The 26,270-nt window shown below is 40.5% G+C and carries 26 protein-coding genes, 1 pseudogene and 1 riboswitch; of the genes and pseudogenes, 23 read left to right on the plus strand and 4 right to left on the minus strand.

Annotated elements, in window-relative coordinates; translation table 11 throughout:
* The 3 genes from VJ09_RS00395 to VJ09_RS00405 form a co-directional block, all read left to right on the plus strand.
* Positions 1-596 (plus strand): IS982 family transposase (locus VJ09_RS00395; RefSeq protein WP_044639765.1); only part of this gene is annotated, 596 nt, incomplete at its 5' end.
* Positions 597-740: 144 nt separating this feature from the next.
* Positions 741-1,007, plus strand: a complete 267-nt coding sequence (locus VJ09_RS00400) for a hypothetical protein (RefSeq protein ID WP_187118670.1) — start codon at positions 741-743, stop codon at positions 1,005-1,007.
* Positions 1,008-1,183: 176 nt separating this feature from the next.
* Positions 1,184-2,563 (plus strand): putative amidoligase domain-containing protein, encoded by a 1,380-nt coding sequence (locus tag VJ09_RS00405; RefSeq protein ID WP_052807142.1) that lies wholly within the window; start codon positions 1,184-1,186, stop codon positions 2,561-2,563.
* Between the two features lie 129 nt (positions 2,564-2,692).
* Here the strand turns inward: VJ09_RS00405 and VJ09_RS00410 are convergent, their stop codons facing one another.
* Positions 2,693-3,604 carry a hypothetical protein gene (locus VJ09_RS00410; protein WP_044639767.1) on the minus strand — a complete coding sequence of 304 codons (912 nt, stop codon included), beginning with the start codon at positions 3,602-3,604 and terminating at the stop codon, positions 2,693-2,695.
* A 360-nt stretch (positions 3,605-3,964) separates the two neighbouring features.
* Here VJ09_RS00410 and mutS point away from each other — a divergent pair, with 360 nt between their 5' ends.
* From mutS to VJ09_RS00445, 7 genes are all read left to right on the plus strand, one after another.
* Positions 3,965-6,586 carry a DNA mismatch repair protein MutS gene (mutS, locus tag VJ09_RS00415; protein WP_044639768.1) on the plus strand — a complete coding sequence of 874 codons (2,622 nt, stop codon included), beginning with the start codon at positions 3,965-3,967 and terminating at the stop codon, positions 6,584-6,586.
* Positions 6,587-6,734: 148 nt separating this feature from the next.
* Complete coding sequence (mutL, locus tag VJ09_RS18660) at positions 6,735-8,906, plus strand: DNA mismatch repair endonuclease MutL (protein WP_044639769.1); 2,172 nt, start codon at positions 6,735-6,737, stop codon at positions 8,904-8,906.
* A 1-nt stretch (position 8,907) separates the two neighbouring features.
* Positions 8,908-9,681, plus strand: a complete 774-nt coding sequence (locus VJ09_RS00425) for a class I SAM-dependent methyltransferase (RefSeq protein WP_044639770.1) — start codon at positions 8,908-8,910, stop codon at positions 9,679-9,681.
* A gap of 2 nt (positions 9,682-9,683) precedes the next feature.
* Positions 9,684-10,616 carry a tRNA (adenosine(37)-N6)-dimethylallyltransferase MiaA gene (miaA, locus tag VJ09_RS00430; RefSeq protein WP_147635396.1) on the plus strand — a complete coding sequence of 311 codons (933 nt, stop codon included), beginning with the start codon at positions 9,684-9,686 and terminating at the stop codon, positions 10,614-10,616.
* Between the two features lie 38 nt (positions 10,617-10,654).
* Positions 10,655-10,900 (plus strand): RNA chaperone Hfq, encoded by a 246-nt coding sequence (gene hfq / locus VJ09_RS00435; RefSeq protein ID WP_044639772.1) that lies wholly within the window; start codon positions 10,655-10,657, stop codon positions 10,898-10,900.
* 138 nt (positions 10,901-11,038) lie between these two features.
* On the plus strand, positions 11,039-11,581 hold the full coding sequence (locus VJ09_RS00440; protein WP_044639773.1) for a DUF420 domain-containing protein: 543 nt from the start codon (positions 11,039-11,041) through the stop codon (positions 11,579-11,581).
* A 215-nt stretch (positions 11,582-11,796) separates the two neighbouring features.
* The gene (locus VJ09_RS00445) at positions 11,797-12,243 is read left to right on the plus strand and encodes a GNAT family N-acetyltransferase (protein WP_044639774.1); all 447 of its coding nucleotides are present in this window, start codon (positions 11,797-11,799) and stop codon (positions 12,241-12,243) included.
* Between the two features lie 119 nt (positions 12,244-12,362).
* On the opposite strand, the gene VJ09_RS00450 is transcribed toward VJ09_RS00445, so the two are convergent.
* On the minus strand, positions 12,363-12,764 hold the full coding sequence (locus VJ09_RS00450; RefSeq protein WP_044639775.1) for a hypothetical protein: 402 nt from the start codon (positions 12,762-12,764) through the stop codon (positions 12,363-12,365).
* Between the two features lie 291 nt (positions 12,765-13,055).
* On the opposite strand from VJ09_RS00450, the gene VJ09_RS00455 reads away from it, so the two are divergent.
* The 11 genes and pseudogenes from VJ09_RS00455 (at position 13,056) to VJ09_RS00505 (ending at position 23,856) form a co-directional block, all read left to right on the plus strand.
* Positions 13,056-13,628 (plus strand): hypothetical protein, encoded by a 573-nt coding sequence (locus VJ09_RS00455; RefSeq protein ID WP_044639776.1) that lies wholly within the window; start codon positions 13,056-13,058, stop codon positions 13,626-13,628.
* Between the two features lie 131 nt (positions 13,629-13,759).
* Positions 13,760-13,911: riboswitch (cyclic di-AMP (ydaO/yuaA leader) on the plus strand.
* A 114-nt stretch (positions 13,912-14,025) separates the two neighbouring features.
* Complete coding sequence (locus VJ09_RS00460) at positions 14,026-15,420, plus strand: TrkH family potassium uptake protein (protein WP_044639777.1); 1,395 nt, start codon at positions 14,026-14,028, stop codon at positions 15,418-15,420.
* A gap of 259 nt (positions 15,421-15,679) precedes the next feature.
* Positions 15,680-16,309 carry a hypothetical protein gene (locus VJ09_RS00465; RefSeq protein ID WP_044639778.1) on the plus strand — a complete coding sequence of 210 codons (630 nt, stop codon included), beginning with the start codon at positions 15,680-15,682 and terminating at the stop codon, positions 16,307-16,309.
* 141 nt (positions 16,310-16,450) lie between these two features.
* On the plus strand, positions 16,451-17,200 hold the full coding sequence (locus VJ09_RS00470; protein ID WP_044639779.1) for a hypothetical protein: 750 nt from the start codon (positions 16,451-16,453) through the stop codon (positions 17,198-17,200).
* Positions 17,201-17,334: 134 nt separating this feature from the next.
* Complete coding sequence (locus tag VJ09_RS00475) at positions 17,335-18,336, plus strand: AAA family ATPase (RefSeq protein WP_082050329.1); 1,002 nt, start codon at positions 17,335-17,337, stop codon at positions 18,334-18,336.
* On the plus strand, positions 18,320-19,627 hold the full coding sequence (gene hflX, locus VJ09_RS00480) for a GTPase HflX (protein ID WP_082050330.1): 1,308 nt from the start codon (positions 18,320-18,322) through the stop codon (positions 19,625-19,627). Before VJ09_RS00475 ends, hflX begins: the two co-directional genes overlap by 17 nt.
* 17 nt (positions 19,628-19,644) lie before the next feature.
* Entirely contained in the window at positions 19,645-20,901 is a 1,257-nt protein-coding gene (locus VJ09_RS00485) for a methionine gamma-lyase family protein (protein ID WP_044639780.1), read from the plus strand.
* A gap of 13 nt (positions 20,902-20,914) precedes the next feature.
* Positions 20,915-21,427, plus strand: coding sequence for a DUF456 domain-containing protein (locus VJ09_RS00490; RefSeq protein ID WP_082050331.1), 513 nt, complete (start codon positions 20,915-20,917; stop codon positions 21,425-21,427).
* A gap of 68 nt (positions 21,428-21,495) precedes the next feature.
* On the plus strand, positions 21,496-22,566 hold the full coding sequence (locus VJ09_RS00495; RefSeq protein WP_044639782.1) for an NAD(P)H-dependent flavin oxidoreductase: 1,071 nt from the start codon (positions 21,496-21,498) through the stop codon (positions 22,564-22,566).
* Positions 22,567-22,789: 223 nt separating this feature from the next.
* The gene (locus tag VJ09_RS00500; RefSeq protein ID WP_044639783.1) at positions 22,790-23,221 is read left to right on the plus strand and encodes a MarR family winged helix-turn-helix transcriptional regulator; all 432 of its coding nucleotides are present in this window, start codon (positions 22,790-22,792) and stop codon (positions 23,219-23,221) included.
* A gap of 69 nt (positions 23,222-23,290) precedes the next feature.
* Positions 23,291-23,856 (plus strand): annotated as a pseudogene (locus tag VJ09_RS00505) (NADPH-dependent FMN reductase).
* 129 nt (positions 23,857-23,985) lie between these two features.
* Here VJ09_RS00505 and VJ09_RS17375 read toward each other — a convergent pair.
* Positions 23,986-24,756 carry an arylamine N-acetyltransferase family protein gene (locus tag VJ09_RS17375; protein ID WP_052807143.1) on the minus strand — a complete coding sequence of 257 codons (771 nt, stop codon included), beginning with the start codon at positions 24,754-24,756 and terminating at the stop codon, positions 23,986-23,988.
* Between the two features lie 16 nt (positions 24,757-24,772).
* Positions 24,773-25,354 (minus strand): LOG family protein, encoded by a 582-nt coding sequence (locus VJ09_RS00515; RefSeq protein ID WP_044639784.1) that lies wholly within the window; start codon positions 25,352-25,354, stop codon positions 24,773-24,775.
* 71 nt (positions 25,355-25,425) lie between these two features.
* On the opposite strand from VJ09_RS00515, the gene VJ09_RS00520 reads away from it, so the two are divergent.
* Positions 25,426-25,743, plus strand: a complete 318-nt coding sequence (locus VJ09_RS00520; protein WP_044639785.1) for a MazG nucleotide pyrophosphohydrolase domain-containing protein — start codon at positions 25,426-25,428, stop codon at positions 25,741-25,743.
* Between the two features lie 76 nt (positions 25,744-25,819).
* Positions 25,820-26,212: a VOC family protein gene (locus tag VJ09_RS00525; RefSeq protein WP_044639786.1), complete on the plus strand. Its 393-nt coding sequence runs from the start codon at positions 25,820-25,822 to the stop codon at positions 26,210-26,212.
* The last annotated feature ends 58 nt before the right edge of the window (positions 26,213-26,270 follow it).

Here is a 26,270-nt window from a genome sequence, read left to right on the forward strand (position 1 = left end):
TACGCCGTTTCCTTGCCCAAGCTCCCTATACTATCGTAGATAGTTTGCCACTGCCCTTATGTCACTCTGCTCGGTCGTTTCGAGTGAAACGACTTCGAGGGTATGCAGATCGAGGTTATTGTGCTTCCAAGAAAGAACATTACTATGGTTTTAAGGGTTCTTTTCACATTACCAATACAGGATTCATAGTTGGCTATGTTATCTCACGTGCCTCGACTCATGATCTAAGTGTATTGGAAGAACTATTGGATCAATCTCCTCATTGCATAGTTTTAGGTGACAAAGGGTATGTAAGCGAAAAAGTTGGACAAAAGTTAGCTCGTAAAGGTATTCAACTTCTTGCAATGAAGCGCGCAAACAGTAAAAATCCTCATCCTGTTGAACTTACTAAATTTATCCGCTTCCGTAGGAAGCAGATTGAAACTCTTTTTTCCAACCTATGTGATGTATTTCGTATTGATCAACTAAAGCCAAACTCTCTGATAGGATTTGAACTTGCTATTGACACTATACTATTTGCTCATTCTCTCCTTGTTTTATGGGCAATCCAAGATCACGGAGAAGGAACTAAATGGCGTGATCAGATTTTCAACTAGCACCACGGGTATATCCATTTATTTTGATAATATAAACAATGCGAGTCTGCTTCCCGTTCGCTTGATCCAAGAAGGGTCTAACGAACGGGGAGTAGACTCCAACATGGAGTTACTCCTCTCATTTTAATGTGAGAGGATGATATAATGATGAATGTAATATTGTTTTTGTCCATTTTGGTAGGAGTAGTGTTGTATGGGTTTTGTTTGTATTATTTCATGTTGAAATTGTACAAGTCGCAACAAAATCATGCTTCTAATAAAGGTAACTTACCTAATATTTGTCCTTGTTTCTTTATGAATCGTCATTATCATGGATTTATGATGCCAATGTATAGTTCTTGTACTTGTGCGAATAAACCACAACATGATCCAGATCAGGAGCATCCGCCAGAAGAATATATCGAAAAATAATTATCGATAATATACGAACCATATGATTCCATGGGTAGATGGAGATCATCTATCAGACTGCCTAAACTTTTCAGAGATAGGCAGTCTTTCTATTTCTCGGAAGTACCGATTCCTTTCTCGTTACATATGATACTGCAGAGATGAAAAGCCGGTATCAAGGGAGAAAGGGGAAAGTTATGTCTACCGTTACCCTTCCAGTAATCCTCGCTCCAACCGATGCAGGGTGGCGGGATACTCTTTTTCCACAAGGACGACGAATAGTTCCCTCCATCCAAATTCGTTCGGAGATAGAAGAGACTCCTCCATCTACCTCCATCTATACGTTAAATAACGCTAGTGCCGTGGGAATGGTTCGGGATCCTGCCAAACGAAAAGAGATCCTAACCACTCATGGCATACCAGTAGCGGAGAACAAAACGACTATATTACGAGAGTATGTCCTTTATGTATTCCAGACTCAAGTGTTTGCGGTTTTTCGTTCCATGGAAAAAGGGGTTTGGCTTACTTCGCCTAATAACAAGAAGAAACGCTATCGCCGTGTTTCCTTAACAGAAAAAAATCGAGAGTTGCACCATATCCAAACCTTAGCGATTCGTTCCTTATATGCAGCAGGGCTAGACTATGGTGTTGTAGTTTGTGGAGTTGCTACAGGTCGAAGATATTTATTTCTTAACCTAAATCCACAACCTCTGATTCAAGAAGAGTTGATTGAGGCTTATGACAAGGCGATTCAAGCATACTTAAAGCAAATTTCTCATCCACCATTAGCTTCTGATTTCCAGTTGGGGGCAGATCCGGAATTTGTTATGCTTACTCCTACGGGGAACCTCATTCTCGCCTCTAAATATTTCTCCATTCAGGGGAAAGTAGGTTGTGATGCTATTTGGATTGGACAGAATCGTACTGATAAACCTTTAGTAGAGCTTCGACCGGATCCAGCAATAGAACCACGAGGGCTATTACGTAATCTCTATCGTTGTTTACAACAAGCATCAAATAAAATACAAGGGATATCATGCAAATGGGTTGCAGGGGCATTACCATTAAAGGGATTTCCGATTGGGGGCCACATTCATCTGAACGGAGTGGATCTCAATTTTGCGTTACTTCGAGCTCTGGATAATTATCTTACTTTGCCACTTACCTTAGTGGAGGATCCCAGAGGAATCAAACGGAGACCTAAATACGGATATCTCGGTGATTATCGCTTACCAAATCATGGAGGATTTGAGTATCGTACCCCTCCAAGTTGGCTAGTATCACCTACCCTTACCAAAGGAGTATTTGCTCTGGTTAAGTTAATCGCAATGGAATATCCAAACCTACAATACCAACCTTTTCAAGATTTTGAACTTGTCAAAGCTTATTATAAGGGAGACAAAGAAACACTTCGTCCTTATTTGGAAGCTCTGCGAAAAGATTTATTAGGCCTAGCCTCCTATGAGAGTTATAAAGAATATCTAGAGCCCTTTTTTGAATATATCGAATCGGGGAGAAAGTGGGATGAATCTTCAGATTTCCGAAAGGTATGGAGAATTGGCCCTTATCAAAAATAAAGTACAAGTATTCTAGATTAAGAACAAAAGTGGTCATGACAAATTTAATGAATCAAAATAAGAACAGTGTACTTTCCCTAGGAAAGTACACTGTTTGATGCTACAAAAGAAAATGGATATTTTATTGGTTTATCGAAGTCCTAGGTCGATTAGCTCCTCTTGTAAAATGGATAGTTTCTTTTGCTGACTCTCAAGAATTTGACTGATCTTTTGTACTTTATCAAGGGTATAAGGAGTGCCAGCCGTTTCGTTCGTCAGTATCATGATGTTATTTGGTTCCGTCTGCGCCACTTTCAAATGTGTCGATAAATAAGCGGCTGTTTGTTGATGGATGATAGCTTCATAAGTTAGATAAGAAGTTTGAAGTAAGTTGGATCGATTGGTATATTTTTTGGGTACAGTTTCTGGAATAGCAATAAATTTAAAAGGAATGTAAAAACCTCGACTATTTCTAGGGATTCTACTAAAAAGACTCCATTGCTTTGTATGCGCTTCCATCATATTTGCTAGGGGGAACAGAATTCCATTAATAAAATTAACTTCTTCCAACAAACTGCTTTTCGTTTTGTTATGAATGGATTGCTTCCAGTTGATTAGGGAGTCCATTTTTTGTTGGAACTCCTGTTGGTAAAGTAGTACCTGATGGTATGCGTAGTAGTGTTCAAATAAAAGTTCATTTAAGCTAAATGGAGATAGACTTTTCTTAAACAGATGATCATGCATATAAAATTGGTTTGATTTGCTAGTATGGAATAAGTGGATGTAATCTGGATATGCAATAGGTTCACGATCTGGTTTAAAAAAAAGCCAACTGTCATCTACATCTTGGAAACCAAAAATATTGAAAGCAAGAATATAGGATGTTTGTTTAATCTTGTACTGGTTATTTAACGTTTCTTGAAGAGTCATAAATTTTTCTGCAGCGATTAAGTCTAGAGCCGTCTGTAAAAAGGGAACTAAACCATCGGAAAGAGAGCTTGGTACTGAAAGTTCAATAAGTTTTTTTGGGTCACAAGCCTGAGTCCATTCTTGTAACATCATTTCTATTACCTCCCAGTAATGTTTTGTACCAAAGAGGTAATAGCATCCTCTCTGGTCTGCTATGGTTAGTTCATCTTAACTACAGCAGACCAGAGAGGATGTTTTCTGTATTATACCTGATTTGAATGGGAATCGAAATGTTCTTTAACTTATAAAAATGACAAAGCAGTGTACTGTCATTTATGTGTGAAAGAGTTGCTATCATGGGATGTAGAAGCTCGAACAAATGTAATTGAACTAAAGATTTGTATTAAATTTGTATTCCTTTCTCAAGTGTTCTCGTAGATTCTTGTAGTAGTTTCCCAAAACATGCTAGAATAAATAGATTCAAACTAAGCATAACCGGAGGCATGAACAGAATTGGCCAAGTATACTCCAATGATGGAGCAATATTTACGGATAAAGGCACAAGTTCCTGATGCCTTTTTATTTTTTCGTCTAGGTGATTTTTATGAGATGTTTTTTCAAGATGCCCAAAAAGCAGCAGAAGAACTAGAGATCACACTGACAGGTAGAGAAGCAGGTGGGGAAGAACGTATTCCGATGTGTGGTGTTCCCTACCATTCGGCACAAGTATACATAGAGAGATTAATAGAAAAAGGCTATAAAGTAGCAATTTGTGAGCAGGTAGAAGATCCTGCAACGGCAAAAGGAGTAGTGAAACGAGAGATTGTAAGGGTCATTACTCCTGGTACCGTCATGGAAGAAAGCATGTTGCAAGAAGAAGAAAACCGTTTTTTGTTAGCGCTAGTTGAATCAGAAGGAATGTATGCATTATCTGCTGTCGATTTATCTACAGGAGAATGTCACGTAACGCAAACAGACTCTCCGCTTTTTTTCTTGGATGAGGCACTTAGCTATCAACCAAAGGAGATTGTGGTTGAACAAGAAGAACAAGAATGGTTGGCGCATTTTCGCCAACGTGGCGGAATTTTTATTAGTCCTTTTTCCTTATCAGAGGAGCTACGGAAAAGAGCATATCAATTAGGCGTAAGCCAGCTAGTAGGTTTTGAAGAGACGTGTTGTGAGCCAGCTATTCAGCGTTCTCTGGAGTTACTATTAGCTTATCTCCAAGAGACGCAGAAAAGATCTCTGGGACATTTGCATCGATTGCGCTCTTATGATGCCAAACGGTATATGATGTTAGATGAATCAGCTCGGCGCAACTTGGAATTAACTACTACGTTATCAGAAGGAAAAAAGCGTGGTTCTCTTTTGGGACTATTGGATAAGACCGCTACGGCAATGGGAAGTCGTCTCCTCAAAAAGTGGTTGGACAAGCCCCTTTTGGATCGAGAGGAAATCGAGCGCAGACAAGAGATTGTGGAAGGTTTTCGGACTGATCTCTTAGGATTGTCGGGACTGCAAGAAGCACTTCGCAAAGTTTATGATTTGGAGAGACTAGCAGCACGAGTTGCGTATGGTACAGCACACGCTCGGGATTTACTTTCGCTTGGGCGATCACTCCAACAGATTCCTCGAGTGCTAGAAGTACTCTCTTCATTTCAAACACCAGAGATTCAAGCGCCTCTAGCACAGTTAGATATTTGTAGTGACCTAGCCGAAGGAATTTTAGAAGCGATCGTAGAAGAACCTCCACTCAGTGTAAAAGAGGGCGGAATTTTGCGTGCTGGATATCACGCTCCACTTGATGAACTGCGAGAGATCCAAAAGAATGGGAAAACGTGGATTGCTTCATTGGAGCAACAAGAGCGGGATGCAACAGGGATCAAGTCGCTCAAAATCGGGTACAATCGAGTATTTGGCTATTATATAGAAGTAACGAAGTCTAATTTAAAACATTTACCAGATGGTAGATATGTTCGCAAGCAAACACTTGCCAATGCAGAGCGATTTATTACAAGCGAATTAAAAGAGAAGGAACAATTGATTCTCCATGCCTCAGAGAAATCAACAGTGCTAGAGTATGAATTATTTGTTTCCTTACGTGATGAAATTGCCAAGCATGTTCCGAGATTACAGCGACTTAGTGAGTGGATTGCAGAATTGGATGTACTACATGCTTTTGCTGTTATCTCCAATATATATCGTTATGTACGCCCTTTTGTACATGGTGGAGAGCAGTTGTGGATTGAAGAAGGTAGACATCCTGTAGTAGAAGCAGCATCTACTCATGCTTTTATAGCCAATGATGTGCAGATGGATGGTTCGGACCGACAGATTTTGGTTGTAACAGGACCAAATATGGCAGGGAAAAGTACCTATATGCGACAAGTAGCACTAACGGTGATTTTGGCGCAAATTGGATGCTTTGTTCCAGCTAAGCGTGCGCAAGTACCACTTATTGATCGGATCTTTACGCGAATCGGAGCAGCCGATGATTTGGCAGGAGGACGCTCTACTTTTATGGTGGAGATGTCAGAGACCTGTCATGCGTTGAAAGAGGCTACCAACCGTAGTCTCGTTCTATTGGATGAGGTAGGACGTGGCACTTCTACTTATGATGGGATGGCATTAGCTCATGCGATTGTCGAGTATTTACATCATCAAGTAAGAGCAAAAACGCTCTTTTCAACGCATTATCATGAGCTTATTCATTTAGAAGAGGAGCTATCTAGAGTAGTAAATGTTCACGCTAAGTGCGAAGAGCAAGATGGGAAAGTGGTCTTTTTACACAAGATCGTACCTGGCGGAGCTGATCGTAGCTATGGAATTCATGTAGCAGAGTTAGCAGGATTACCCGAACCTGTCATAAAACGTGCTAAGGTGATCTTGACGGAGTTAGAGTCGGGAATCCCAGATAATACTGGTAATTCTCGGAAGGTAGAACTTCAGCAAATGAGCATTTTTGATTTTCTAGAAAGTGAATCAGGAGTAGTTCGGGAGAACGGATCCGAGTTAGCACGTGATCCGATAGAGGAAGAAGTACTAGAAGAACTACGAAGCTGGGATCTTTTGAATCGATCTCCCATGGAGACACTTCAATGGTTACAAGAACTAAAACGTAAGTTAACAGAATAGAACACCTACAAAAAAATGGAGTGTGACGAGAATCTTGATCTAGGAAGCGATAAAGTAAAATATAAACATTCTGATCAAGATTCTCGAATTATTTTAGTTTTAAATGAAAATAGCATCTAGAAAGATCAGAAAGGAGGAGAGTACGCAGATGGGGAAAATCCAAGTGTTAAGCGAACATCTAGCCAACCAGATCGCAGCAGGGGAAGTAGTGGAACGTCCTGCTTCGGTTGTAAAGGAACTGGTGGAAAACGCAATCGATGCAGGTGCCTCTGAACTCTTAGTCGAGTTAGAAGATGGGGGAATTGCAAAAATCCGGATTGTCGATAATGGATCAGGAATGGAGTCTGAAGATGTACCACTCGCCTTTGAACGCCATGCGACCAGTAAACTGTTAAAGGAGCGAGATCTTTTTCAGATTCGGACACTTGGTTTCCGAGGAGAAGCTTTACCGAGTATCGCTTCCATCGCACGCGTGGAACTAACCTCAGCAACAGATCCCACAAAGCCAGCGACAAAGGTTCAAATCGAAGGAGGAGGTCCTAAAAAGGTTAGTCAAGTTTCTCATCCTCGGGGGACGGAAGTGATCGTTCGTGATCTTTTTTACAATACTCCCGCTCGACTGAAATACCTCAAGACCGTTAACACCGAGATTAGTCATGTAGCAGATTATATAGGCAGAATGGCTCTAGCACACCCAGATATCTCTTTTACTTTACGTCATGAAGGAAGAGAGCTGTTTCATTCACTAGGGGATGGAAAACTTCTTCATACCATCCTAGCTCTTTATGGTAAACAAGTGGCTTCTCGTATGACCTCCATTCAAGCTGAGGATGCCGATTTTCGGGTTTCAGGATATATAGCAAAACCAGAAGTGACGAGATCCAATCGGTCGTATCTTACTTTTTTGCTCAATGGGCGCTATGTTCGAAGTTTACCTGTGCATCAGACTATTTTACAAGCATATGGAACGTTACTTCCAATCGGTCGCTATCCTGTTGTCATATTACAAGTGACAATGGATCCCAAGCTCTGTGATGTTAATGTACATCCCGCAAAGTTGGAAGTTCGACTGAGTAAAGAAAAAGAACTTTGTCAATTAGTTCAGATTGCAATCGGAAAAGCATTGGGGGAGCAACGTCTTATACCATCCTCTCCAACTGTGTCCAAAAAGAAAGAATCGACTATACAAGGTAGTTTCTCTTTTTCCTCAGCTTCCAAACAATTTAATGATATAAAAACAAGCAACCCCAAGCACGAACTTCTCAATGAAAGGAAAAAGTCTTACCCAGAAGAGACGATAGGGATCGCAAATCTAGGAAAAGAGCAGTCTAAACCCAACTTAATTCCTTTTGCGGAATCAAATAGCTTAGACAAGTTTGTGAAGCAGACTGATAAGCTGTCTAATGTTCGATTAAAAGAAGAAGGAAATGAAACTCCAGAAACAGTACTAACTCAACCGGTAGAAAAACAGCCACCTCAAACGGAAACGAGGATATTTACGAAGCCAGTTCTGGAAGTAGACAATATTGAACACAATGATATCTTGGAGAGTGCCGAATCAGCGAAAGAAAGGAAAGAGATTTCTTTCAGACAAGAGCATAGAGAGCAGCAATCAAACGAAGAATCTCATGAAAAAGAAACATTCACAGAGGATAAATTTCCCGACTCTAAGGAACCAAAAGAAACGTATGTACCCTCCTTGGAGATCGAGGATACTTCTGTAGGGGAGAAGCGAGATCGGCTTCCCCGATTACAACCATTGGCACAAGTCCACGGGACTTATATCGTTGCGCAAGGAGAAGATGGCTTTTATTTATTAGATCAGCATGCAGCTCATGAACGTATCTACTATGAAAAGTTTTTTCAAAGGCTGGGGGAGGAGAATCAACCACAACAACCCCTACTTCTGCCAATTACGTTAGAATGCTCTCCGAGTGAGTCGCAGATCATTGATTCTTATCTGTCTATTCTACAAGGCTGGGGAATCGAGATCGATCCATTTGGAGGGAACACGTATCTGATCCGGGCAGTTCCGAGCTGGTTTCCGCAAGGAGAGGAAGAGGCCCTTTTTTATGAGATCTTGGATTGGTTACAGGAGCATGGCAAAGTTGAGACAGCTAAGCTCAGAGATGCCTCTGCTAAGATGATGGCTTGTAAAGCTGCGATAAAGGCAAACCGTCATCTACGGATCGAGGAGATGATCGCACTCTTGGATCAGATGAATGAGTGCGAGAATCCATTTACTTGTCCGCACGGTCGCCCAATTTATGTTCATTTCTCCAGTTATGATCTGGAAAAGATGTTTAAGCGAGTGATGTAGCATGTTTGTAACAACTTCTATTAAATATACTCCTGAGCTAATTTTGGAAGCAAAACGGATCGCACAGAAGTTTCGTGCACCCTATATAAAGCGAAATCGGGCTGGTATGCAGGAGTTATACCAACAATATGGTCCGGAAGCACTCATCATCGCCCGAAATGGATGGCGATATGAACATCAAAACGGACACGAATTCTTTTTTCATCCCAATATGTCCGCTTTGCGAATCAAACATCTTGGACAGGGGCAATCCGATGCGATGGTAGAAGCAGCAGGATTACGTGTTGGAGATACCGTGCTAGATTGTACACTTGGGATGGGAGCAGATGCCATTGTCGCCTCGTATGTAGTAGGAGAATCTGGGAAGGTGATTGCTTTAGAGAGTCAGGCTTTGATTGCAACGTTGGTAGAACAAGGACTACGGACATATGAGTCTGACCGCACTCGTCTCGTTCAAGCGATGAGAAGAATCGAAGTGCGTCACGCTTCTTATCAGGAACAGCTACCTACCTTTTCAGATCAGTCAGTTGATATTGTCTTATTTGATCCGATGTTTCGTGATACAGTGCGAGAATCCGCTGCGATGCAGGCACTAAAGCCACTTGCCAATCCAACACCGATTGATGAGAAATCGTTTACAGAAGCTCAACGAGTAGCTCGGCGAGCAGTCCTTGTCAAAGAACGCCCGAGAAGCGGAGAGTTTGCCCGATTAGGGTTGGAGATTATCAAAGAATCTTCCCATTTTTCATGGGGAATTTGGCGAAGGGAGGAATGAGGATGGCAAAACAACCTGTTGTATTGATTGTTGGACCCACTGCGGTAGGAAAAACAGCGCTGAGTCTAACAATCGCTGAGCAGTTCAAAGGCGAGATTATTTCTGGTGACTCGATGCAAGTTTATCGAGGAATGGATATTGGGACTGCTAAGGCAACTCCAGAAGAGCGTTCCACAGTGCCGCATCATCTCATTGACATCCTCGATCCAAGCGAACCTTTCTCGGTGCAATTGTTTCAAAAGTTAGCAAGACATGAGATCGATCAAATTGCCTCACGCGGACATCTGCCAATTGTTGCTGGTGGTACAGGGCTTTATGTAGAGGCTTTGGTTTATGAATATCAGATGCCAAACGTGACCGAAGATCCTGCCTATCGCCAAAAATGGTGGCAATTTGCAGTAGATCATGGTGCAGTGGCACTCCATCAAGAACTACACCGGGTCGATCCTGCCTCCGCTGTACGAATTCATCCCAATGATACCAAACGGATTATTCGTGCGATGGAAGTAACAGAAAAGACAGGCATCCCTTTTTCGGAACTGACCAAAAAAGGGGAAAGTCGCTATGATGCTCTCTGGATCGGACTGACGATGCCACGAGATCAACTATATGAACGAATCAATAAACGGGTAGATTTGATGATCGAAGAGGGCTTGCTTGAAGAAGTAAAGGGGCTGCGAGAGGCTGGCTACCATTTACCTTTGACTTCAATCCAAGCAATTGGGTATAAGGAGATATACCAATACTTAGAAGGTGAGCTTTCGCTTGAGGCAGCAATCGAACGGATCAAAAAAGGGACACGCAATTATGCGAAACGTCAATTGTCTTGGTTTAGACGAATGCCAGATATTCAATGGTTTGATGTAACGAACCCAAATGTTTTTACCGAAATTCCCAAGTGGATGGCAGGAAAGTTCTCGCAGTACAGAGAATAGATATCAAAGATGGAAAAATACATAGGAGGGTACGGATCTTGAAGCAGACAATTAATATTCAAGATACATTCCTTAACCAGATCCGCAAAGAGTCAATTCCCGTAACGATTTTCCTAGTAAATGGCTTTCAGCTACGTGGAGTAATTCGCGGATTTGATAATTTTACGATTGTAATTGATAGTGAAGGCAAGCAACAAATGGTTTACAAGCATGCTATTTCAACTTTTACCCCTGGCCGCCCGGTCTCCCTGATGCCTCAAGAAGAGGTCAAAGAGCAAGTATAAGGTCGAAAACGAGAAGGGCCTCTTTGGGAACGAAGGGGTTCTTTTTTTTGTCAAACTTATGATGATGATAAGATTGTGAAAGTGTTAACATATAATTGTTTGCAATCGGGAACAGTTTGAAAAGGAGGAACAGCTACTATGCAAAATTCGGATCAACCTACAACAAACAAAAACTATACTGGGCTTGTTGTGACGCTGACCATTGTAATCAATGCAATTATCGTGGCGATCTTTGTCACTCCTAAATTGGATACGTTTAGTCATCTTGATCTAACCGTGCTACCAATGATGAACGCAATCTTTAATAGTTTTACATTTATATTTTTGCTATCAGCACTATATTTTGTGAAAAAACGTAACTTTACCGTTCATCGCAACTTTATTTTTGCTGCGTTTACTACGACTACACTATTCTTAATCACGTATGTTTTTTATCACTTGAACGCACCTTCTACTTCCTATGGTGGAGAGGGACCTCTCAAATATTTTTATTATTTTATTCTCATTACCCATATCGTATTGTCTGTTCCAACCGTACTGATCGCCCTCTGGACAACGGTTTTTGGACTTACCAATCAGCGAGAGAAGCATAAGAAAATCGCCCGTTGGACCATGCCGATTTGGCTATATGTGAGTCTTACGGGAGTATTGGTATATATTTTAATTTCACCATATTATTAATAGAAAAGAACCCGTGCCAAGGATGGTACGGGTTTTATTTTGGTATAGAAGAGTTTATGTGCTTCTAATTTCAGAATATCCATTTCTTTTATGGATTAACGTGGGATTTTTTTCGATAGGTCAATGGATGAACTCTACAACATCTAACCAGTTTCAATTGATAATAGTTTCTATGTTATTGTATTTATAACAAAATTTTAGGAAGGGGTTATATTTTGAGAACTCGGATCCTTTTAGAAGAAGATTATGGTAGCGTAATGGATGTTTTGAATGATTGGTGGGGAGGGCGACAGATGACACATTTGTTGCCAAGGCTGTTTTTCGAGCATTTCCAATCAACGAGTTTCATAGTGGAAGACAATGATGATTTATGCGCGTTTCTAATTGGATTTGTTTCACAAACACATCCCAATGAAGCCTACATACATTTCGTGGGTGTTAATCCCAAACTTAGAAAGAACGGTTTAGCTAGAGGACTGTATGAATTATTTTTTACTAAGGTTCGCAAATTAGGTTGTAATACTGTTCGGTGTATAACTTCTCCAGTTAACGAAGGTTCTATTTCATTCCATAAATCTATGGGTTTTTCTGTATCATTAAGAACTAATTATGCTGGCTTAGGACAAGACCGAATATTATTCTCTAAAAATATTGCTACTTAAAATTATATTTATAGTTATCCCTCTTTAATTAGAGAAAGTGATTCTGACAAAACATAAAAAAACTCATCCATTTTGGCGAGTTTTTTTATGTTTTTATATAGTAATTCGCTAATATCCATCTACCACTTCCACTTAGGGTTCTCTTTCCACTTTGTGATAAAATCGCCAATTGGTTTTAACAATCCCCGATCATTATCCAACCAGATCCCTTCGGGAATCATACCCTCGTTCGCTAATAATACTTTTTTGAGTCTGGAGTAAGTGTCATAATTCAGCAAGATAAAATTCATTTCTTCCACAGGTATGCCGATTACATCTAGCTCTCCAGGATCAAATTCTTCCACAAAGTTAGGAGATTCTAAGTAGTAGAATTGTCCATCCCCAAAGTAGACCGTAATCTGATTCAAAGCTTTTAAGTCAAAGTAATCGGTTTGTTCAGGATGGGTCCATTTGCGTATGAGATCTAATGTAAATACCTCTTTATGCCCTATCAAGATAACTCCGTTCATGTCTTCCATCATTGTTTTCGATTCATCCTTTCAATAACTTACCAATATTGCTGTTCCTATTATACACGTTTGAGATTTGGTACACGAATTCTTGATCGAAGATTAACATTGATAAGGTAATGACAAAAAATAATTACTTCTTTGTCTTTTTAAAAATTGTATAATAGTTATTGCCGAACAGGTCACTCCTAGAGGTTAAAAAGATGTTTTAGCTTCTAGGGGGTATCTGTTCGGCAACCTTTTCTAGTATTATGTAACCGAACAGTACCTACAATCCCCAAAAGGGAGAAAATAGGGCTGACAATGTCAATTGAATCAGTAAAAAAACGTTTTGTTGGGTCAGTGGTAGAAAACCTTATTTCTGTACCGTTAGAATTGTATTTTGAAAACGATATTTACTTAGAACTATGGGATACTCATGAGAATCAATCGCGAGAGATTAGGGCAAAAATCTACTTTAAACCTCGAAATCAACCGTATAAAGTACAACTATATTTTATTCCTACTGTACAACTTCTCAATGGTGAATTTTCAGCTAAGGAACAGATACTAATTGACACAATACACAAACTACGCAGAATAGAAGTGCCGGAAATTTATTATGAAATGTTCTACGAGATAATACAACAAGATCTGTACTATAACTTCGGCGTACCTCTATTTTTTAGAATCGATCCATTTGGGCGTCTTCAAATGGGGATTCGTGTCACGGATAACACTGGACTGATCATCATTGTGGAAAATATACAGCAAGAAGATAAACTAAGAATATCTCCTTGTTATTTTCATAATTTTGAGTTACATCCAATTAGAGAGCATCGCAATCAAACATACAAAGACATTGTTCGCCATATTAACAGGTTAAAAGCACTATAAGTTCATACTGGAAAAAGACTCTATAACATACTTGTTATAGAGTTTTTTATTGTTGGATGTTCATACGAGAAACTACAATTACTCTCTTTACAATTTTTCAGTGCAGGAGTATTATTTCATCCATAAATTGAAAATGTTGATCGCTGAATTCCAGTTGTCTGGAAGCGGGGGAACCACAAAACTATGGGGTGAATCCTGTGTAGAAACCATTTCTTCACAGGTAGGGCGACTTTTCACGCCCGAATCCGTCAGCTAACCTCGCAAGCGTTTGGAAAGAGGTGGACGATTATGATAGATAAGAATTGCTTATTTGATTATGTCTAATTAAGCCTCAAGGGAAAATTTTCTACGTAGGCTTTTTTGTTTTTGGGAACGATAGCCCTATAGTACTCAGAAAATGGAAGTATTGATTTTGTTCGGGACGTTAAGGAGAGAGAGTTTAGTGGATATTTCAAAGAGAAAGCGTAATGTAATGGAGTTCAATCCAGCTCAAATACTTGTAGGTGGGTTTGCCATACTTATTTTTATCGGGACTGCTCTGTTGATGTTGCCAATCGCAACAGTCGAAGAGGGACGGGGACTCAGTTTTGTGGATGCTTTGTTTGAAGCGACATCAGCGGTTTGTGTAACAGGCTTGGCAGTAGTGGATACAGGAACAACGTTTACTTTATTTGGTCAGATTGTCCTCCTATTGTTAATCCAAATGGGTGGATGGGGTTTTATGACCACAGGTGTATTTATGTTCATTATTTTAGGGAAGAAGATCGGATTAAAAGAACGATTGATATTGCAAAACTCATTAAATCAGTTTTCTCTGCGAGGGATCGTAAAACTTGTACTTCGGATTATCAGTATCACCTTGATTGTAGAACTTCTAGGGGCGATCACCTTAGCGATTCGTTGGTCATATGAAATGCCTTGGGGAAAAGCAATATATTATGGGATTTTTCATTCCATTTCAGCTTTTAATAATGCTGGATTTGGACTAGAACCCGACAGCTTAAGCAAATGGGTAGGGGATCCAACTGTAAATATCGCGATCACGTTATTATTCATCATAGGTGGAATTGGATTTACGGTTATTTTGGATGTATGGGAAAAGAGATCTTTTCGCAAATTATCTCTTCATTCCAAGATCGCGTTACTTATTACCTTGATTTTAAATATCGTAGGAACTCTGTTTATTTTTGTTTCTGAATTTCATAACCCTGCAACGATAGGGAATGAGGGATTAGCAGATAAGTTTTGGGCTTCGTACTTTCAAGGAGTTGTAACTCGTACAGCAGGGTTTAATACGATTGATATTGGACAGATGACCCTCTCCTCTCATGTACTCATGATGGCACTGATGTTTATTGGAGCTTCGTCTGGATCTACAGGTGGAGGTATTAAGGTAACTACGTTGACGATTATTTTGCTGGCTTTATGGTCAGTTCTTACCAATAAAAGTGAAGTGAATATTTTTAAACGGAGAATACCTTGGGAACTAGTGAATAAGGCATTTTCCCTTGTAGTTATTTCTGTCATCTTCATTTTTACGATTTTCTTTTTACTCACTTTTGTCGAACAAAAGGAGATGTCCGTGCTACTGTTTGAAACAGTTTCTGCATTTGGAACGGTAGGTTTATCTACTGGAATAACAGCTGATTTGTCCTCGCCGGGGAAATTATTGATCACGATCCTAATGTTTATCGGGCGACTTGGCCCTCTTACGATGGCTTTTGCCTTTATGATCCATGTAAAAGAAAAAAGCAAGATCAGATATGCTGAAGAGAAGATTCTGATTGGTTAGAAGAAAAATATGATGGTAGCTTCTTGATAAAGAGAAAAGGATAACAGTGATACGCTAATTCAACTAATGTTAGTAAAACGGAAACAAAATCTTAACTGTTTCATTGATAGAGATTGATATATTATAACAGTAGAACAGATACCCCCTAGAGTTCAAAACAACTTTCTGATTTCTAGGGGGTATCTGTTCGATAAGCTTTCCTAGTCAGGAATCGAACAGTGCCTACATTTGCCTGTATGGGCGAAAGGGGCATTAAACAATGATATTAGAAAAAGTAAAAAAAGCATTTCCACAGTGGTTGGTAGAGGTTTCAGATGATCGAGTGACACTGCAATTGGAAAATAGAATTTGCATTACCGTTGAGAATTATCGATATGGTGGAATGTGGCGAGGTCAACTTTTCTTCACCCCTAACGATCAAATTTCTCAAAAGAAGATTTTGGTATCTCTTCCTAACGATGGCGAAAGATGGAAAGGCGGCAGGTTCAGAGAAGGAAAAGTTCAAGGTGTTACAATAGAAGAACTAACTTCCTTTGTACAAAATCTTAGCGCAATTACGCAAAGACCGAATCTAGCAAAAGATACTCAACATTATTATTATTCGATCCGCAACGAGTTAGCAGAGTTCGCAAAAAATGAGCTGTCCTTTTCTATATATGACGATTTAATCAACTTAGATGGTAAATTTGAGGTCATATTAACAAATAACCAATTTGCGATCCGTGCCATTAGTTACAATGGTGATACAGATCTTCTTACGGTCTATTTATGTAAGTTTTCCAAGGGTAAATGGTTGCAGTTCAAGGAATATTCACATGTTGAAGGATACCAATTACATGGAATGGAAAGACATATTCAAAAATTAGATCTACTAAATAATAAATTCTAACTAGGGAAGACAGACTCTATCACTCATATGTTGATAGAGTCTTTTTCATTATGAATAGGTACACTGGTTCATAGAATGATATTATCTTTTTATAAAGAAAGTTTTTATTTATTGGCAGATTTAAATAAAGGAGTGTTTTGAATGTCCAGATTTTCTTGCCTAGGGTTTCAGATTGAGACGGAAGAAGATGTGACTAGACTGATTCAAGCAGTATTCAAAAATGGAACTACTGTTGAGAACGAATACAGTCAGTATGCTTTTTGGAAACAAAATAGTGGAGCAGCGATGTTTGTACCATTTGATCAAGAGGGTGTATTGGACTGTCATCCGCATTTTATAGGGAAAGGTCATATGTCCATTCAACTAGATGATGTAGTGGAGTACCCTCAGATCTCATTAGAGCGCAAGATCGTAGCTTGGTCTTGTCCAGAGGAAGGGTCTGAGGACCAACAAGGGCTCTATAAACTGTGTTTTGATCTTCCGGAGTATGGTCCTACCATTCAATATCCCGATACTCCTCGAGAAACAACAGTCCAACTAGCAGCGTTTGCAGAAGAATGTACTTGTTTTGCATCAGAGAATGAAATACTAGAAAATCAGGCAGCGGAACTAAAATTAGCTAGTGAGGCATTTATTCCGATAGGACTTTTTGTCGAAGAGGGGGGAGACCCTAGTCCACATGCATTATTCACAGGAAGAGTATTAGAAGTAGCAGAGTCTCTGAATAGTTGGACGGATGAGCCATTTTATCATCTGTTAGTTCAGACAATAGGTGGAACGATTGACGTAGTGATTGCTCCATCTTTGTTAACCGGAACTCCGATCGTCGGCGGATATGTACAAGTGACATGTTGGCTAAGTGGGTTGTTACTTGAAGAATCCGAGATGTGAACGGTGAAAAGAGAATTTGTCTAAGAAAAGCTTTGTACTTATCGGTTTTATACAGCTAGTTCTGTTCATTTCGCACCCTTCTCTAGGCATTTGCGTATACATGGAGAAGCATGCTAGGCGAGAGGGGAAGCGGAATGAAGAAAACAGAGTGGGAAAATCCGCCCAAACACCGAATCCAAGTGGTTTTTGAAAAGCAACCGACAAAGAAGATAGAGAGTTCTACCCCTGCTTTAGTGGATGCATTTCACCAGCCGCTTCGTAGTTGTATGGAAAAGCTGGAGGGGTTAATAGGACTTTCGTCTATCAAAACATTTGTTCATGAGATATATGCTTGGTTGGAAATTGCCAAACGACGCAGAGAAGCTGGGCTTATGGCAGAACAACAAGTGTTGCATATGGTTTTTACAGGAAACCCTGGGACGGGAAAGACAACAGTAGCAAGATTGTTAGCAGAATTACTGAAAGAGATGGGAGTACTCTCCAAAGGTCACTTAGTAGAGGTAGAGAGAGCCGATTTGGTGGGAGAGTATATTGGACATACGGCACAAAAAACACGAGAACACATAAAGCGAGCGCTTGGTGGAGTACTTTTCCTCGATGAAGCCTATTCTCTTGCAAGAGGCGGAGAGAAAGATTTTGGTAAAGAGGCGATCGATACGATGGTGAAGTCGATGGAGGATTACAAAGATCAGTTTGTTTTGATTCTTGCAGGATATGAAGAAGAGATGAATCGTTTTTTACGTGCTAATCCGGGGTTACCATCAAGATTTCCGATCCATCTCCATTTTCCAGACTTTCAAATTCAAGAATTACTCCAAATTGCAGATATGATGGTAGGGGAACGAGAGTACCGTTTTTCGATTGCGGCAAAAGAACGACTTAGTCATCACTTACAACAAGCGATGGAGGCGGATTGTGTCTCATTTGGAAATGCTCGTTATGTACGTAATATGGTGGAGCAAGCTGTACGTCATCAGGCGGTTCGTCTACTTGCTAAACGTAGTGTCACCAGAGAGGATTTGATGACTCTTCGTGCAGAAGATTTCGTACTAGAGGAGAGCACAGGGAAAAGCAATTCCATGATGTGGTATAATCAAGGGACGGAGAAGCAAATCTGGAATGAATGGCTTTCCTAAAACCAGAAGGGATGAAGGAACTATCGAAGGGTATGAACAAGTAGACTGGGAAAAAGCGATTATTGTCGCTACCGGTTCCCGTCGAGATGAAATAGAGATTCATTCTTCTTTGGAAGAGTGTAAACGTTTAGCCGATACTGCTCAAGCAGAAGTGGTCGAGACAGTTCTCCAGTATCGAGAGCGCCCTGATGCTGCGTGGATGATCGGAAAAGGGAAAGCGGAGGAAGTAGCGCAGTTAGTGGAAGATTATGAGGTGGACTTGGTTATTTTTGATCGGGAGCTTTCACCGGCACAGATCAAAAATTTAGAACAAGTGCTTCCATGTAAGGTGATCGACCGTACTCAATTAATACTAGATATTTTTGCACGTCGAGCGTTTACGAAAGAGGGAACACTCCAAGTAGAGCTAGCCCAGTTACAATACATGCTACCACGATTAACAGGACGAGGCAAAGAATTATCTCGACTGGGTGGTGGGATTGGAACACGTGGACCAGGGGAAAAGAAACTAGAGACAGATCGTCGACATATTCGCCGGCAGATTCAAGCTCTGCAAGAGGAATTGGAAAAAGTACGGAAACATCGGGAGCTTCATCAAAAACGACGGAAAAAGGCGGAGACACTCCAAGTTGCTTTGGTTGGGTATACCAATGCTGGAAAATCAACGTTGTTTAATCAGTTGACTGGTGCAGAGGTATTGGCAGAAAACAAACTATTTGCGACCTTGGATCCTACTTCTCGGGCACTAGACCTACCAAGTGGAGAAACTGTTGTAATTACGGACACCGTTGGTTTTATTCGTAATCTTCCTCACCAATTGGTCGCTGCTTTTCGCTCTACACTTGAACAAGTCAAAGAGGCAGACCTTCTATTACATGTGGTAGATATGAGTTCGGAAGAAGCGCCTGAACAGATCGCTGCAGTGGAAGATGTCCTCCGAGAGTTGGATGCAGGTGAGATTCCAACTCTGATGGTGTTAAACAAAAAAGACCTTTGGAATGGAGAAGATTCTTTCATAGCACCAGACCCTTCCGTACGTATTTCTGCTTTAGTGGAAGAGGACTTAGACCGAGTCAAATCCATGATAGAGAAGCTCCTTCTAAAAGAAGAGATCATCGGAGAAGCAGTGTTACCATCAGAAGATGGAGCAACGTTAGCACAGATTCTCCGTTATGGAGAGACATTGGAGATGGAGTCGCAAGAGGATCAGTTACGAGTTCGATTCCGGATGTCTGGGCGACATTTTGAACGTTTGCCCAAAGTATTGCAAGAAAAAATACAAAGAATATAGTAGAAACTGGTGGATGTATGTTTGCTTCGTTACAACATGGAACGAAACTCCAAAAATTAACACATGAAGTAGAAAAAGAGTTACGACCTATCTTTCAGCAGGTAGAAAAGCAGATCGATGAACATCAGTTCCGTATGCTAGAATCCTTTCGCAAACAGGGAGTAAGTGAATATCATTTACAGTCTTCAACAGGTTATGGATATGATGATATAGGCCGCGATACTTTGGAGAAAATTTATGCGGATCTCTTTGATGCAGAAATGGCACTCGTTCGTCCCAATATTGTTGCGGGGACACATGCGATCGCTGCGTGCTTGTATGGGGTTCTCCGTCCAGGTGATGAGTTTGTTTACTTGACTGGAAAACCCTATGATACTTTACTCAAGGTGATCGGTTCACCAGGGGATGGGACAGGGTCGCTAGCAGATTTGGGAATTTCGTATCGAGAAGCAGAGCTTACTCAGGATAATCAAGTGAATTGGAATTTATTCGAGCAACTTCTAACTCCCAAAACGAAGCTGGTCTGTATCCAACGTTCGCGTGGTTATGCATCTCGTCCGTCCTTTCAGATCGAAGAGATCCAAGAGATGATTCGCCGTATCAAATCATATCGTTCTGATTTGGTGGTATTTGTAGATAACTGTTATGGAGAGTTTGTGGAAAATCAGGAACCTACCGCAGTAGGGGCGGATCTCGTCGCTGGATCGTTGATTAAGAATCCTGGTGGGGGAATTGCCAAATCAGGTGGTTACATAATAGGAAAAAAACAATGGGTGGAAAAAGCTGCTGCTCGTTTGGTTGCACCAGGTATTGGGGTAGAAGGCGGGGCAACTCATGGTTATTTGCGTGACTACTTCCAAGGGCTATTTCTCGCCCCACATGTAGTGGGACAAGCGCTCAAAGGGGCAATTTTTGCATCGGCTATTTTAGAGAGACTCGGTTTTGTGACAACTCCACGTTGGTCGGATCCTCGTACGGATATTATCCAACAAGTCTCTTTAGGTACTGCGGATCGCTTGATTGCTTTTTGCCGTGGAATACAAGCTGCCTCTCCAGTTGATGCACACATTTCACCTGAACCAGCAGCTATGCCAGGATATGAAGATGAAGTAATTATGGCAGCAGGTACCTTTGTTCAAGGTGCTAGTATCGAACTGTCTGCTGATGGTCCCTTGCGGGAACCGTTCATCGTCTATCTACAAGGTGGGCTTACTTATTCTCATGCGAAGATTGCGATCTTGATGGCAGTAGATCAAATGTTAAGTCAACCATAGAGAGAAAAGGGAGATGAGCATTTTTATGGAACTGTTCTCCGACACATTTATTTGGGTTTGTATTGGTATCTTGTTTTTCTTGGCTTACATTGGGATTGTAGCACCGATTTTGCCAGATATGCCATTTGTTCTGGCAGGGGTTGCGCTCTATCACTTCTTTATCGATGATCAAGAGTTTGGTGTTTGGTCATGGGTCTTGCTTGTACTCTTAACATTGATTCTCATGGCGATTGAATATTTTGCTGGTGGGATTGCAGCGAGTAAGTATGGTGGATCTCGTTGGGCATTTTCGGCTGCTCTGCTTGGAGCGATTGTGTTTACTGTGATTCCGATCTTCGGTCCACTAGGAATTATCATTGGACCATTGGTCACGGTTCTCATCGTGGAGTTGTTACAGAAAAAACCTTTCAAAACAGCAGGCAAAATCGCCCTAACGACTTTGATTGGCTTTTTGGGTGGTTTAGTTGTCAAGTTTTTGGTTGTATCGGGGATTATTATCTGGTTCCTAATTGCTGTGTGGAATTAAATATTTGAACTGGCTCTTGTCCTTACCAATGGATAAGGGCTTTTTCCTTAGAAAGGGAGAGAAGAACGTTGAATAAACTGGGTAATATTTTGAACATACAGTATCCAATTATTCAGGCTGGAATGGCAGGGGGACCGACCACTGTGCAATTGGTATCACAAGTCTCCAATGCGGGTGCTTTGGGAACATTGGGAGCAGGTTATCTCACTCCAGATGCAATGAGACAAGCAATACGAGCAATTAAGGAAAGTACCAATCTTCCATTTGCAGTTAATTTATTTTGTACTTCGATGCAAGATGATTGGGGAGCAGTAAAGGAAGTACAGAGTGTACTCAATCCAATTAGGGAGCAATTGGGAATTCCAGTACCAAATAAAATACCTACTTCCCTGGATTTTGTAGAAGAGCAGTTTGCAATCTGCATAGAGGAGCAAGTCCCAATCATTAGTACTGCTTTCGGGCTACTTCCCACAACTTATATGCGAATAGCAAAGGAAGCAGGGCGCAAAATTATATCCATGGTTACTACTGTAGAAGAGGGGCTTCAAGCAGAAGAAGCTGGTGTAGATGTGATCGTGGCACAAGGAAGTGATGCTGGAGGACATCGAAGCACATTTAATGTGTCGGAGCAACCGATGGGTGCCAATATCGGAACCTTTTCATTAGTACCCCAAATGGTGGATGCGGTAAAAGTTCCTGTTGTAGCTGCTGGGGGAATTATGGACGGAAGAGGAATGGTTGCAGCATTTGCTCTAGGAGCGAGTGGGATACAGTTGGGGACGCGTTTTCTTACAACAAAAGAATCTGGAGCACATCCTGCTTATCAAAAGGCGTTACTTGCTAGTACCGAAGAGAGCACCGTGATAACCAAAAGCTTCTCAGGACGACCAGCAAGAGGGATTCGAAATCGCTTTATAGAGCAGATGGATTCAAGCCAGATCGGGCCTCTACCTTTTCCTTCCCAAAATACCTTAACAGGAGACATTCGAAAACGTGCAGCTGAAACCAACCAAACAGACTATATGTCGCTTTGGGCTGGGCAAGCAACGCGATTATTGAAAGCAGAACAGACTGCAGAGGAAGTGATTAGAGAGTTATTAGATGAAGCGGAAAAGGTACAAGGAATACTGTTTCGTTGAAACTAATTTCGTAAAGTAGTATTTTTATTTTTTATTATCAATAAGCCCCTTGGGTATAATCCATTGGGCTTTTCCATTTTATGAATAGACTCAACACCATATTCGGTGTAAGGTTTTTTGCTTAGAATTCTTAGATAGTGAAATTCATTTTTTGACACAAATCTAGGCATCTAGTAAAATCGGTTTATAAACAGTTGATATATCAACCAATTAGGAGATACATATGAAATACGAACCATTAGATAACATTGGGATCTTCATTCATTCTATTGATTTGGCAATTACCAACTATGTAAATAACCAGTTAGCCCCTTTTCTATTAACCTCTGAGCAAAATTTAATTATGGCGCTTCTCTGGAGAAGAGAAGGAATTTCACAAAATGAGATTTCAGCAAAATTGAATAAGGATAAAGCTGGTGTTGCTCGGATGATTGCTGCTCTAGAAAAAAAGGGGTATATTTACAGACAGATATGTCCAAGTGATCGACGTTCCGTTGAGGTTTATTTAACGGAAAAAGGGCGAGATTTCGGAAAAGATGTCATTCCGATCAATCGAAACATTACTCATCGTATAAGCAAGGGAATGACAAGTGAAGAAATATCGGAATTACGAAGACTGTTAATGAAAGTTCGGGACAATGTCAGTCAAACTTAGGTTGATTGGCATGGACTATGTACTATTGTTGATATATCAACTATTTTTGATATTTTGGAGGTATTGTATATGAAAGTAGTTGCTATCGTGGGGAGTATTCGCAAAGACTCCTATAACCTAAAGCTTGCTAAGTATATTCAGAAAAGATATCGAGATTGCTTAGATATCGAGATTTTAACTGTTGGAGATCTTCCGCATTACGATCAAGATACAGAATTGAACCCTCCAGAGGTTGTTACGGTGTTTAAGAGAAAAGTTGCTCATGCAGATGCGGTTCTTTGGATAACACCAGAGTACAATTATTCGATCCCAGGTGTTTTAAAGAATGCGATTGACTGGCTATCTCGTGTAGAAAAAGTCATGTTTGGGAAACCATCTTGATTATGGGTGCGACAATGGGAACTTTAGGAACAGTACGTGCACAAGAACATTTACGAGACATACTATTCTGTCCAGGGGTTGGATCGCCACTTCTACCTGGAAATGAAGTCTATATCGGAGCTGTCCATGAAAAGATGGATGGAATGGGGAATCTGATACATCAACCGACGATCCAGTTTTTAGATCTCGTTGTAAATAACTTTATCAACTGGATCAATAATATGGTTCCATTTAATAATCGTAATTCGATATAAAGCCAGCAATACCTAAGATTAATAAAACAAACAACGACACCCTTCATTCATAGAGGGGTGTCGTTGTTTGTAAACAATAGTATTAGATCAAATAGAAAATGTCTTGTTGTAGATCATCTATTCATTTTGTTACGCTTTTATTCCGAAATACTCCCAAAGTATTCTTGACCACTCTTTTTCATTATAAATAGGTTCTTTAATTTTAATCCCATCTTTCGTGACAGTCAAAAAGTCGTTCGTTAGGGAGATCCGACCATCTTCGGTGTTTTTACTAACCAACTTGTTTTGACGAAATATACTATTGGGATCTGTTTGGATCTGGATCAGACTATCATGAAAGTTCTCTAACTTACATGAAAAAGTGGAAACTCCGAACTTTCTAGTCCAGCCCTTTTCCGTCTTCTGTTCAATGGTGTACCAATTGGATGGGTCTTGTTTTGATTGAGTAATCTGATATGTGCCAGTAGGATCATGTTGGAGATATCCTTCTTTTAGTTGTAATGGATAGACTGGCCCACCGCCCACTCCAACGTCATAAAGATAGAGCTCATCTGCTAAGGTGACAAGTAGGGCCAGATGGGAGTAAGGGGGCGCCCATTTTTGGTCTACATCATTCCAAAATCCTCCCGAGATGAAATCTACTTGGTAGCCTAACTCTGTTAATACATAGTAGGAGAGGCTGTTAGTCTCGAAACAAAGCCCACCACGATGATTATGGACGACCTTCTCCCAGACTATCTCCGGGTTCATTGATAGAGGTTTTTGAAAATGGACAATATCCAAATTTTCAAAGGGAACCGTTAGAAAATGCCGATAGTGAATCTCTTGAAGGAGATCTCTAGGATTTGTTAATCGGGGGGTTATTCCAATTCGATTTAGATACTGCTCTACTTTGTTCATTTATGGCTCCTATTGATTAGTCTGTTAGCTCACTCCATTTGTTCACTTTCGATGGTGGTTGATAATGTTGTAGCTTCTCGATCAATTTGGTTGGATCATTATCGATAACTAGTAGCTCACGTTGGTTAGCTGGGATAAATCCTGCTTGGATTGCTTGTTCTACCATAGCGAGTAAAGGCTCATAAAAGCCATTAATATTAAGTAGACCAACTGGTTTTTGGTGGATCCCTAATTGACCCCAACTTACCATCTCTAAAATCTCTTCAAAAGTTCCTAATCCGCCAGGCAATGCAATAAAAGCATCTGAAAGTTCCCTCATTTGGGCTTTTCGTTCATGCATATCTTTTACTTCCATTAATTTCGTCAGGTCAGGATGTACCATCTCTCCTGCAAATAATCCAGTAGGCATAATTCCAATAACAGTACCTTTATGTTGTAGCGCCGCATTTGCAACGCTTCCCATCAATCCAATACGAGAACCCCCATATACTAGCTCATAATCCATTTGGGCAATGTGTTTCCCTAATTGTTCGGCTACTTCGCGATAGATTGGCTCGTTTCCTGGATTAGATCCAGCAAAGACACAGATTCGTTTCATCTTGGTTGCCTCCTTTAATATTCTTTTCTATTATAAAATAGTAATTTTCTACTAGATAGGAGTGTTATGCGATGGAATTGCGAGATTTGCAACGAAAAGTGGATGAAATTTACCAAGAACGAGGTTGGCGAGAGTTAGATCCATATATTCGAGTTGGTTTTTTAATGGAAGAAGTAGGGGAGTTAGCTAGAGCAGTACGTGCTTTAGAGATCGGGAGAGATCGTCCTGATGAAAGTAGGACTGAAACAGAGTGGAAGCAAGAGTTATTAGAAGAGTTAGGTGATGTGTTAGGAAATGTAGTATTGCTCGCGGGTAAATATGGTCTGTCTTTGGAGGAAATTGTACAAGTACATACCCAGAAGTTAGCGAAACGTTATGGTAAGAAATGAAAAACTCATTCTTAAAATATGGAATTGGCTCGAGTCCTAGTAGCTAATACGATGTAAAGTATAGGAGGAATTACTGGTGAACATACAATCTGTTAATCACATAACTTTAAGGGTTGCTTCATTGGAAGTTAGTATTCCCTTTTATACCGAAATGCTAGGAATGAAGTTAGTGCACCGAGGAAAGACCGATTGTTATCTAGAAGCAGGGAGTGTTTGGCTCTGTCTTCTAGAAAAGCATGGTTACGAAGAAATATCTGCTACTCAGTATGGATTCGATCATGTAGCATTCACTGTCTCTGAGGAAGATTTTCATTTAGCGGTTAACAAACTTCGTACTTACCGGATTACGTTTGATCGAGAGCCCGTCTTTCGTGGGGGCGGCTGGTCTACTCAATTCCGTGATCCAAATGGGATCTGTTTAGAGTTATTTACCGGCAGTCTTGCAAAACGGATGGAAAATTGGACATAGTCTGGTCATTAACAGAAAAACAATTCTCGAAATATTTCTTGTCCAATCTCATGTCAAC

The sequence above is a fragment of the Risungbinella massiliensis genome (genome assembly GCF_000942395.1).
Taxonomy (GTDB): Bacteria; Bacillota; Bacilli; order Thermoactinomycetales; family Thermoactinomycetaceae; genus Risungbinella; species Risungbinella massiliensis.

Bases quoted from the DNA above. Each gene is read 5' to 3' on its own strand.
- VJ09_RS00500 (WP_044639783.1), top strand. From the start codon at position 22,790: ATGAAATACGAACCATTAGATAACATTGGGATCTTCATTCATTCTATT.
- VJ09_RS00455 (WP_044639776.1), top strand. From the start codon at position 13,056: ATGTCAATTGAATCAGTAAAAAAACGTTTTGTTGGGTCAGTGGTAGAA.
- VJ09_RS00440 (WP_044639773.1), top strand. From the start codon at position 11,039: ATGCAAAATTCGGATCAACCTACAACAAACAAAAACTATACTGGGCTT.
- miaA (WP_147635396.1), top strand. From the start codon at position 9,684: ATGGCAAAACAACCTGTTGTATTGATTGTTGGACCCACTGCGGTAGGA.
- VJ09_RS00400 (WP_187118670.1), top strand. From the start codon at position 741: ATGATGAATGTAATATTGTTTTTGTCCATTTTGGTAGGAGTAGTGTTG.
- VJ09_RS00475 (WP_082050329.1), top strand. From the start codon at position 17,335: ATGAAGAAAACAGAGTGGGAAAATCCGCCCAAACACCGAATCCAAGTG.
- VJ09_RS00470 (WP_044639779.1), top strand. From the start codon at position 16,451: ATGTCCAGATTTTCTTGCCTAGGGTTTCAGATTGAGACGGAAGAAGAT.
- hflX (WP_082050330.1), top strand. From the start codon at position 18,320: ATGAATGGCTTTCCTAAAACCAGAAGGGATGAAGGAACTATCGAAGGG.
- VJ09_RS00490 (WP_082050331.1), top strand. From the start codon at position 20,915: ATGAGCATTTTTATGGAACTGTTCTCCGACACATTTATTTGGGTTTGT.
- VJ09_RS00450 (WP_044639775.1), bottom strand. From the start codon at position 12,764: ATGATGGAAGACATGAACGGAGTTATCTTGATAGGGCATAAAGAGGTA.
- VJ09_RS00515 (WP_044639784.1), bottom strand. From the start codon at position 25,354: ATGAAACGAATCTGTGTCTTTGCTGGATCTAATCCAGGAAACGAGCCA.
- VJ09_RS00410 (WP_044639767.1), bottom strand. From the start codon at position 3,604: ATGATGTTACAAGAATGGACTCAGGCTTGTGACCCAAAAAAACTTATT.
- VJ09_RS17375 (WP_052807143.1), bottom strand. From the start codon at position 24,756: ATGAACAAAGTAGAGCAGTATCTAAATCGAATTGGAATAACCCCCCGA.
- VJ09_RS00460 (WP_044639777.1), top strand. From the start codon at position 14,026: ATGGAAGTATTGATTTTGTTCGGGACGTTAAGGAGAGAGAGTTTAGTG.
- mutL (WP_044639769.1), top strand. From the start codon at position 6,735: ATGGGGAAAATCCAAGTGTTAAGCGAACATCTAGCCAACCAGATCGCA.
- VJ09_RS00465 (WP_044639778.1), top strand. From the start codon at position 15,680: ATGATATTAGAAAAAGTAAAAAAAGCATTTCCACAGTGGTTGGTAGAG.
- VJ09_RS00520 (WP_044639785.1), top strand. From the start codon at position 25,426: ATGGAATTGCGAGATTTGCAACGAAAAGTGGATGAAATTTACCAAGAA.
- VJ09_RS00405 (WP_052807142.1), top strand. From the start codon at position 1,184: ATGTCTACCGTTACCCTTCCAGTAATCCTCGCTCCAACCGATGCAGGG.
- VJ09_RS00425 (WP_044639770.1), top strand. From the start codon at position 8,908: ATGTTTGTAACAACTTCTATTAAATATACTCCTGAGCTAATTTTGGAA.
- VJ09_RS00485 (WP_044639780.1), top strand. From the start codon at position 19,645: ATGTTTGCTTCGTTACAACATGGAACGAAACTCCAAAAATTAACACAT.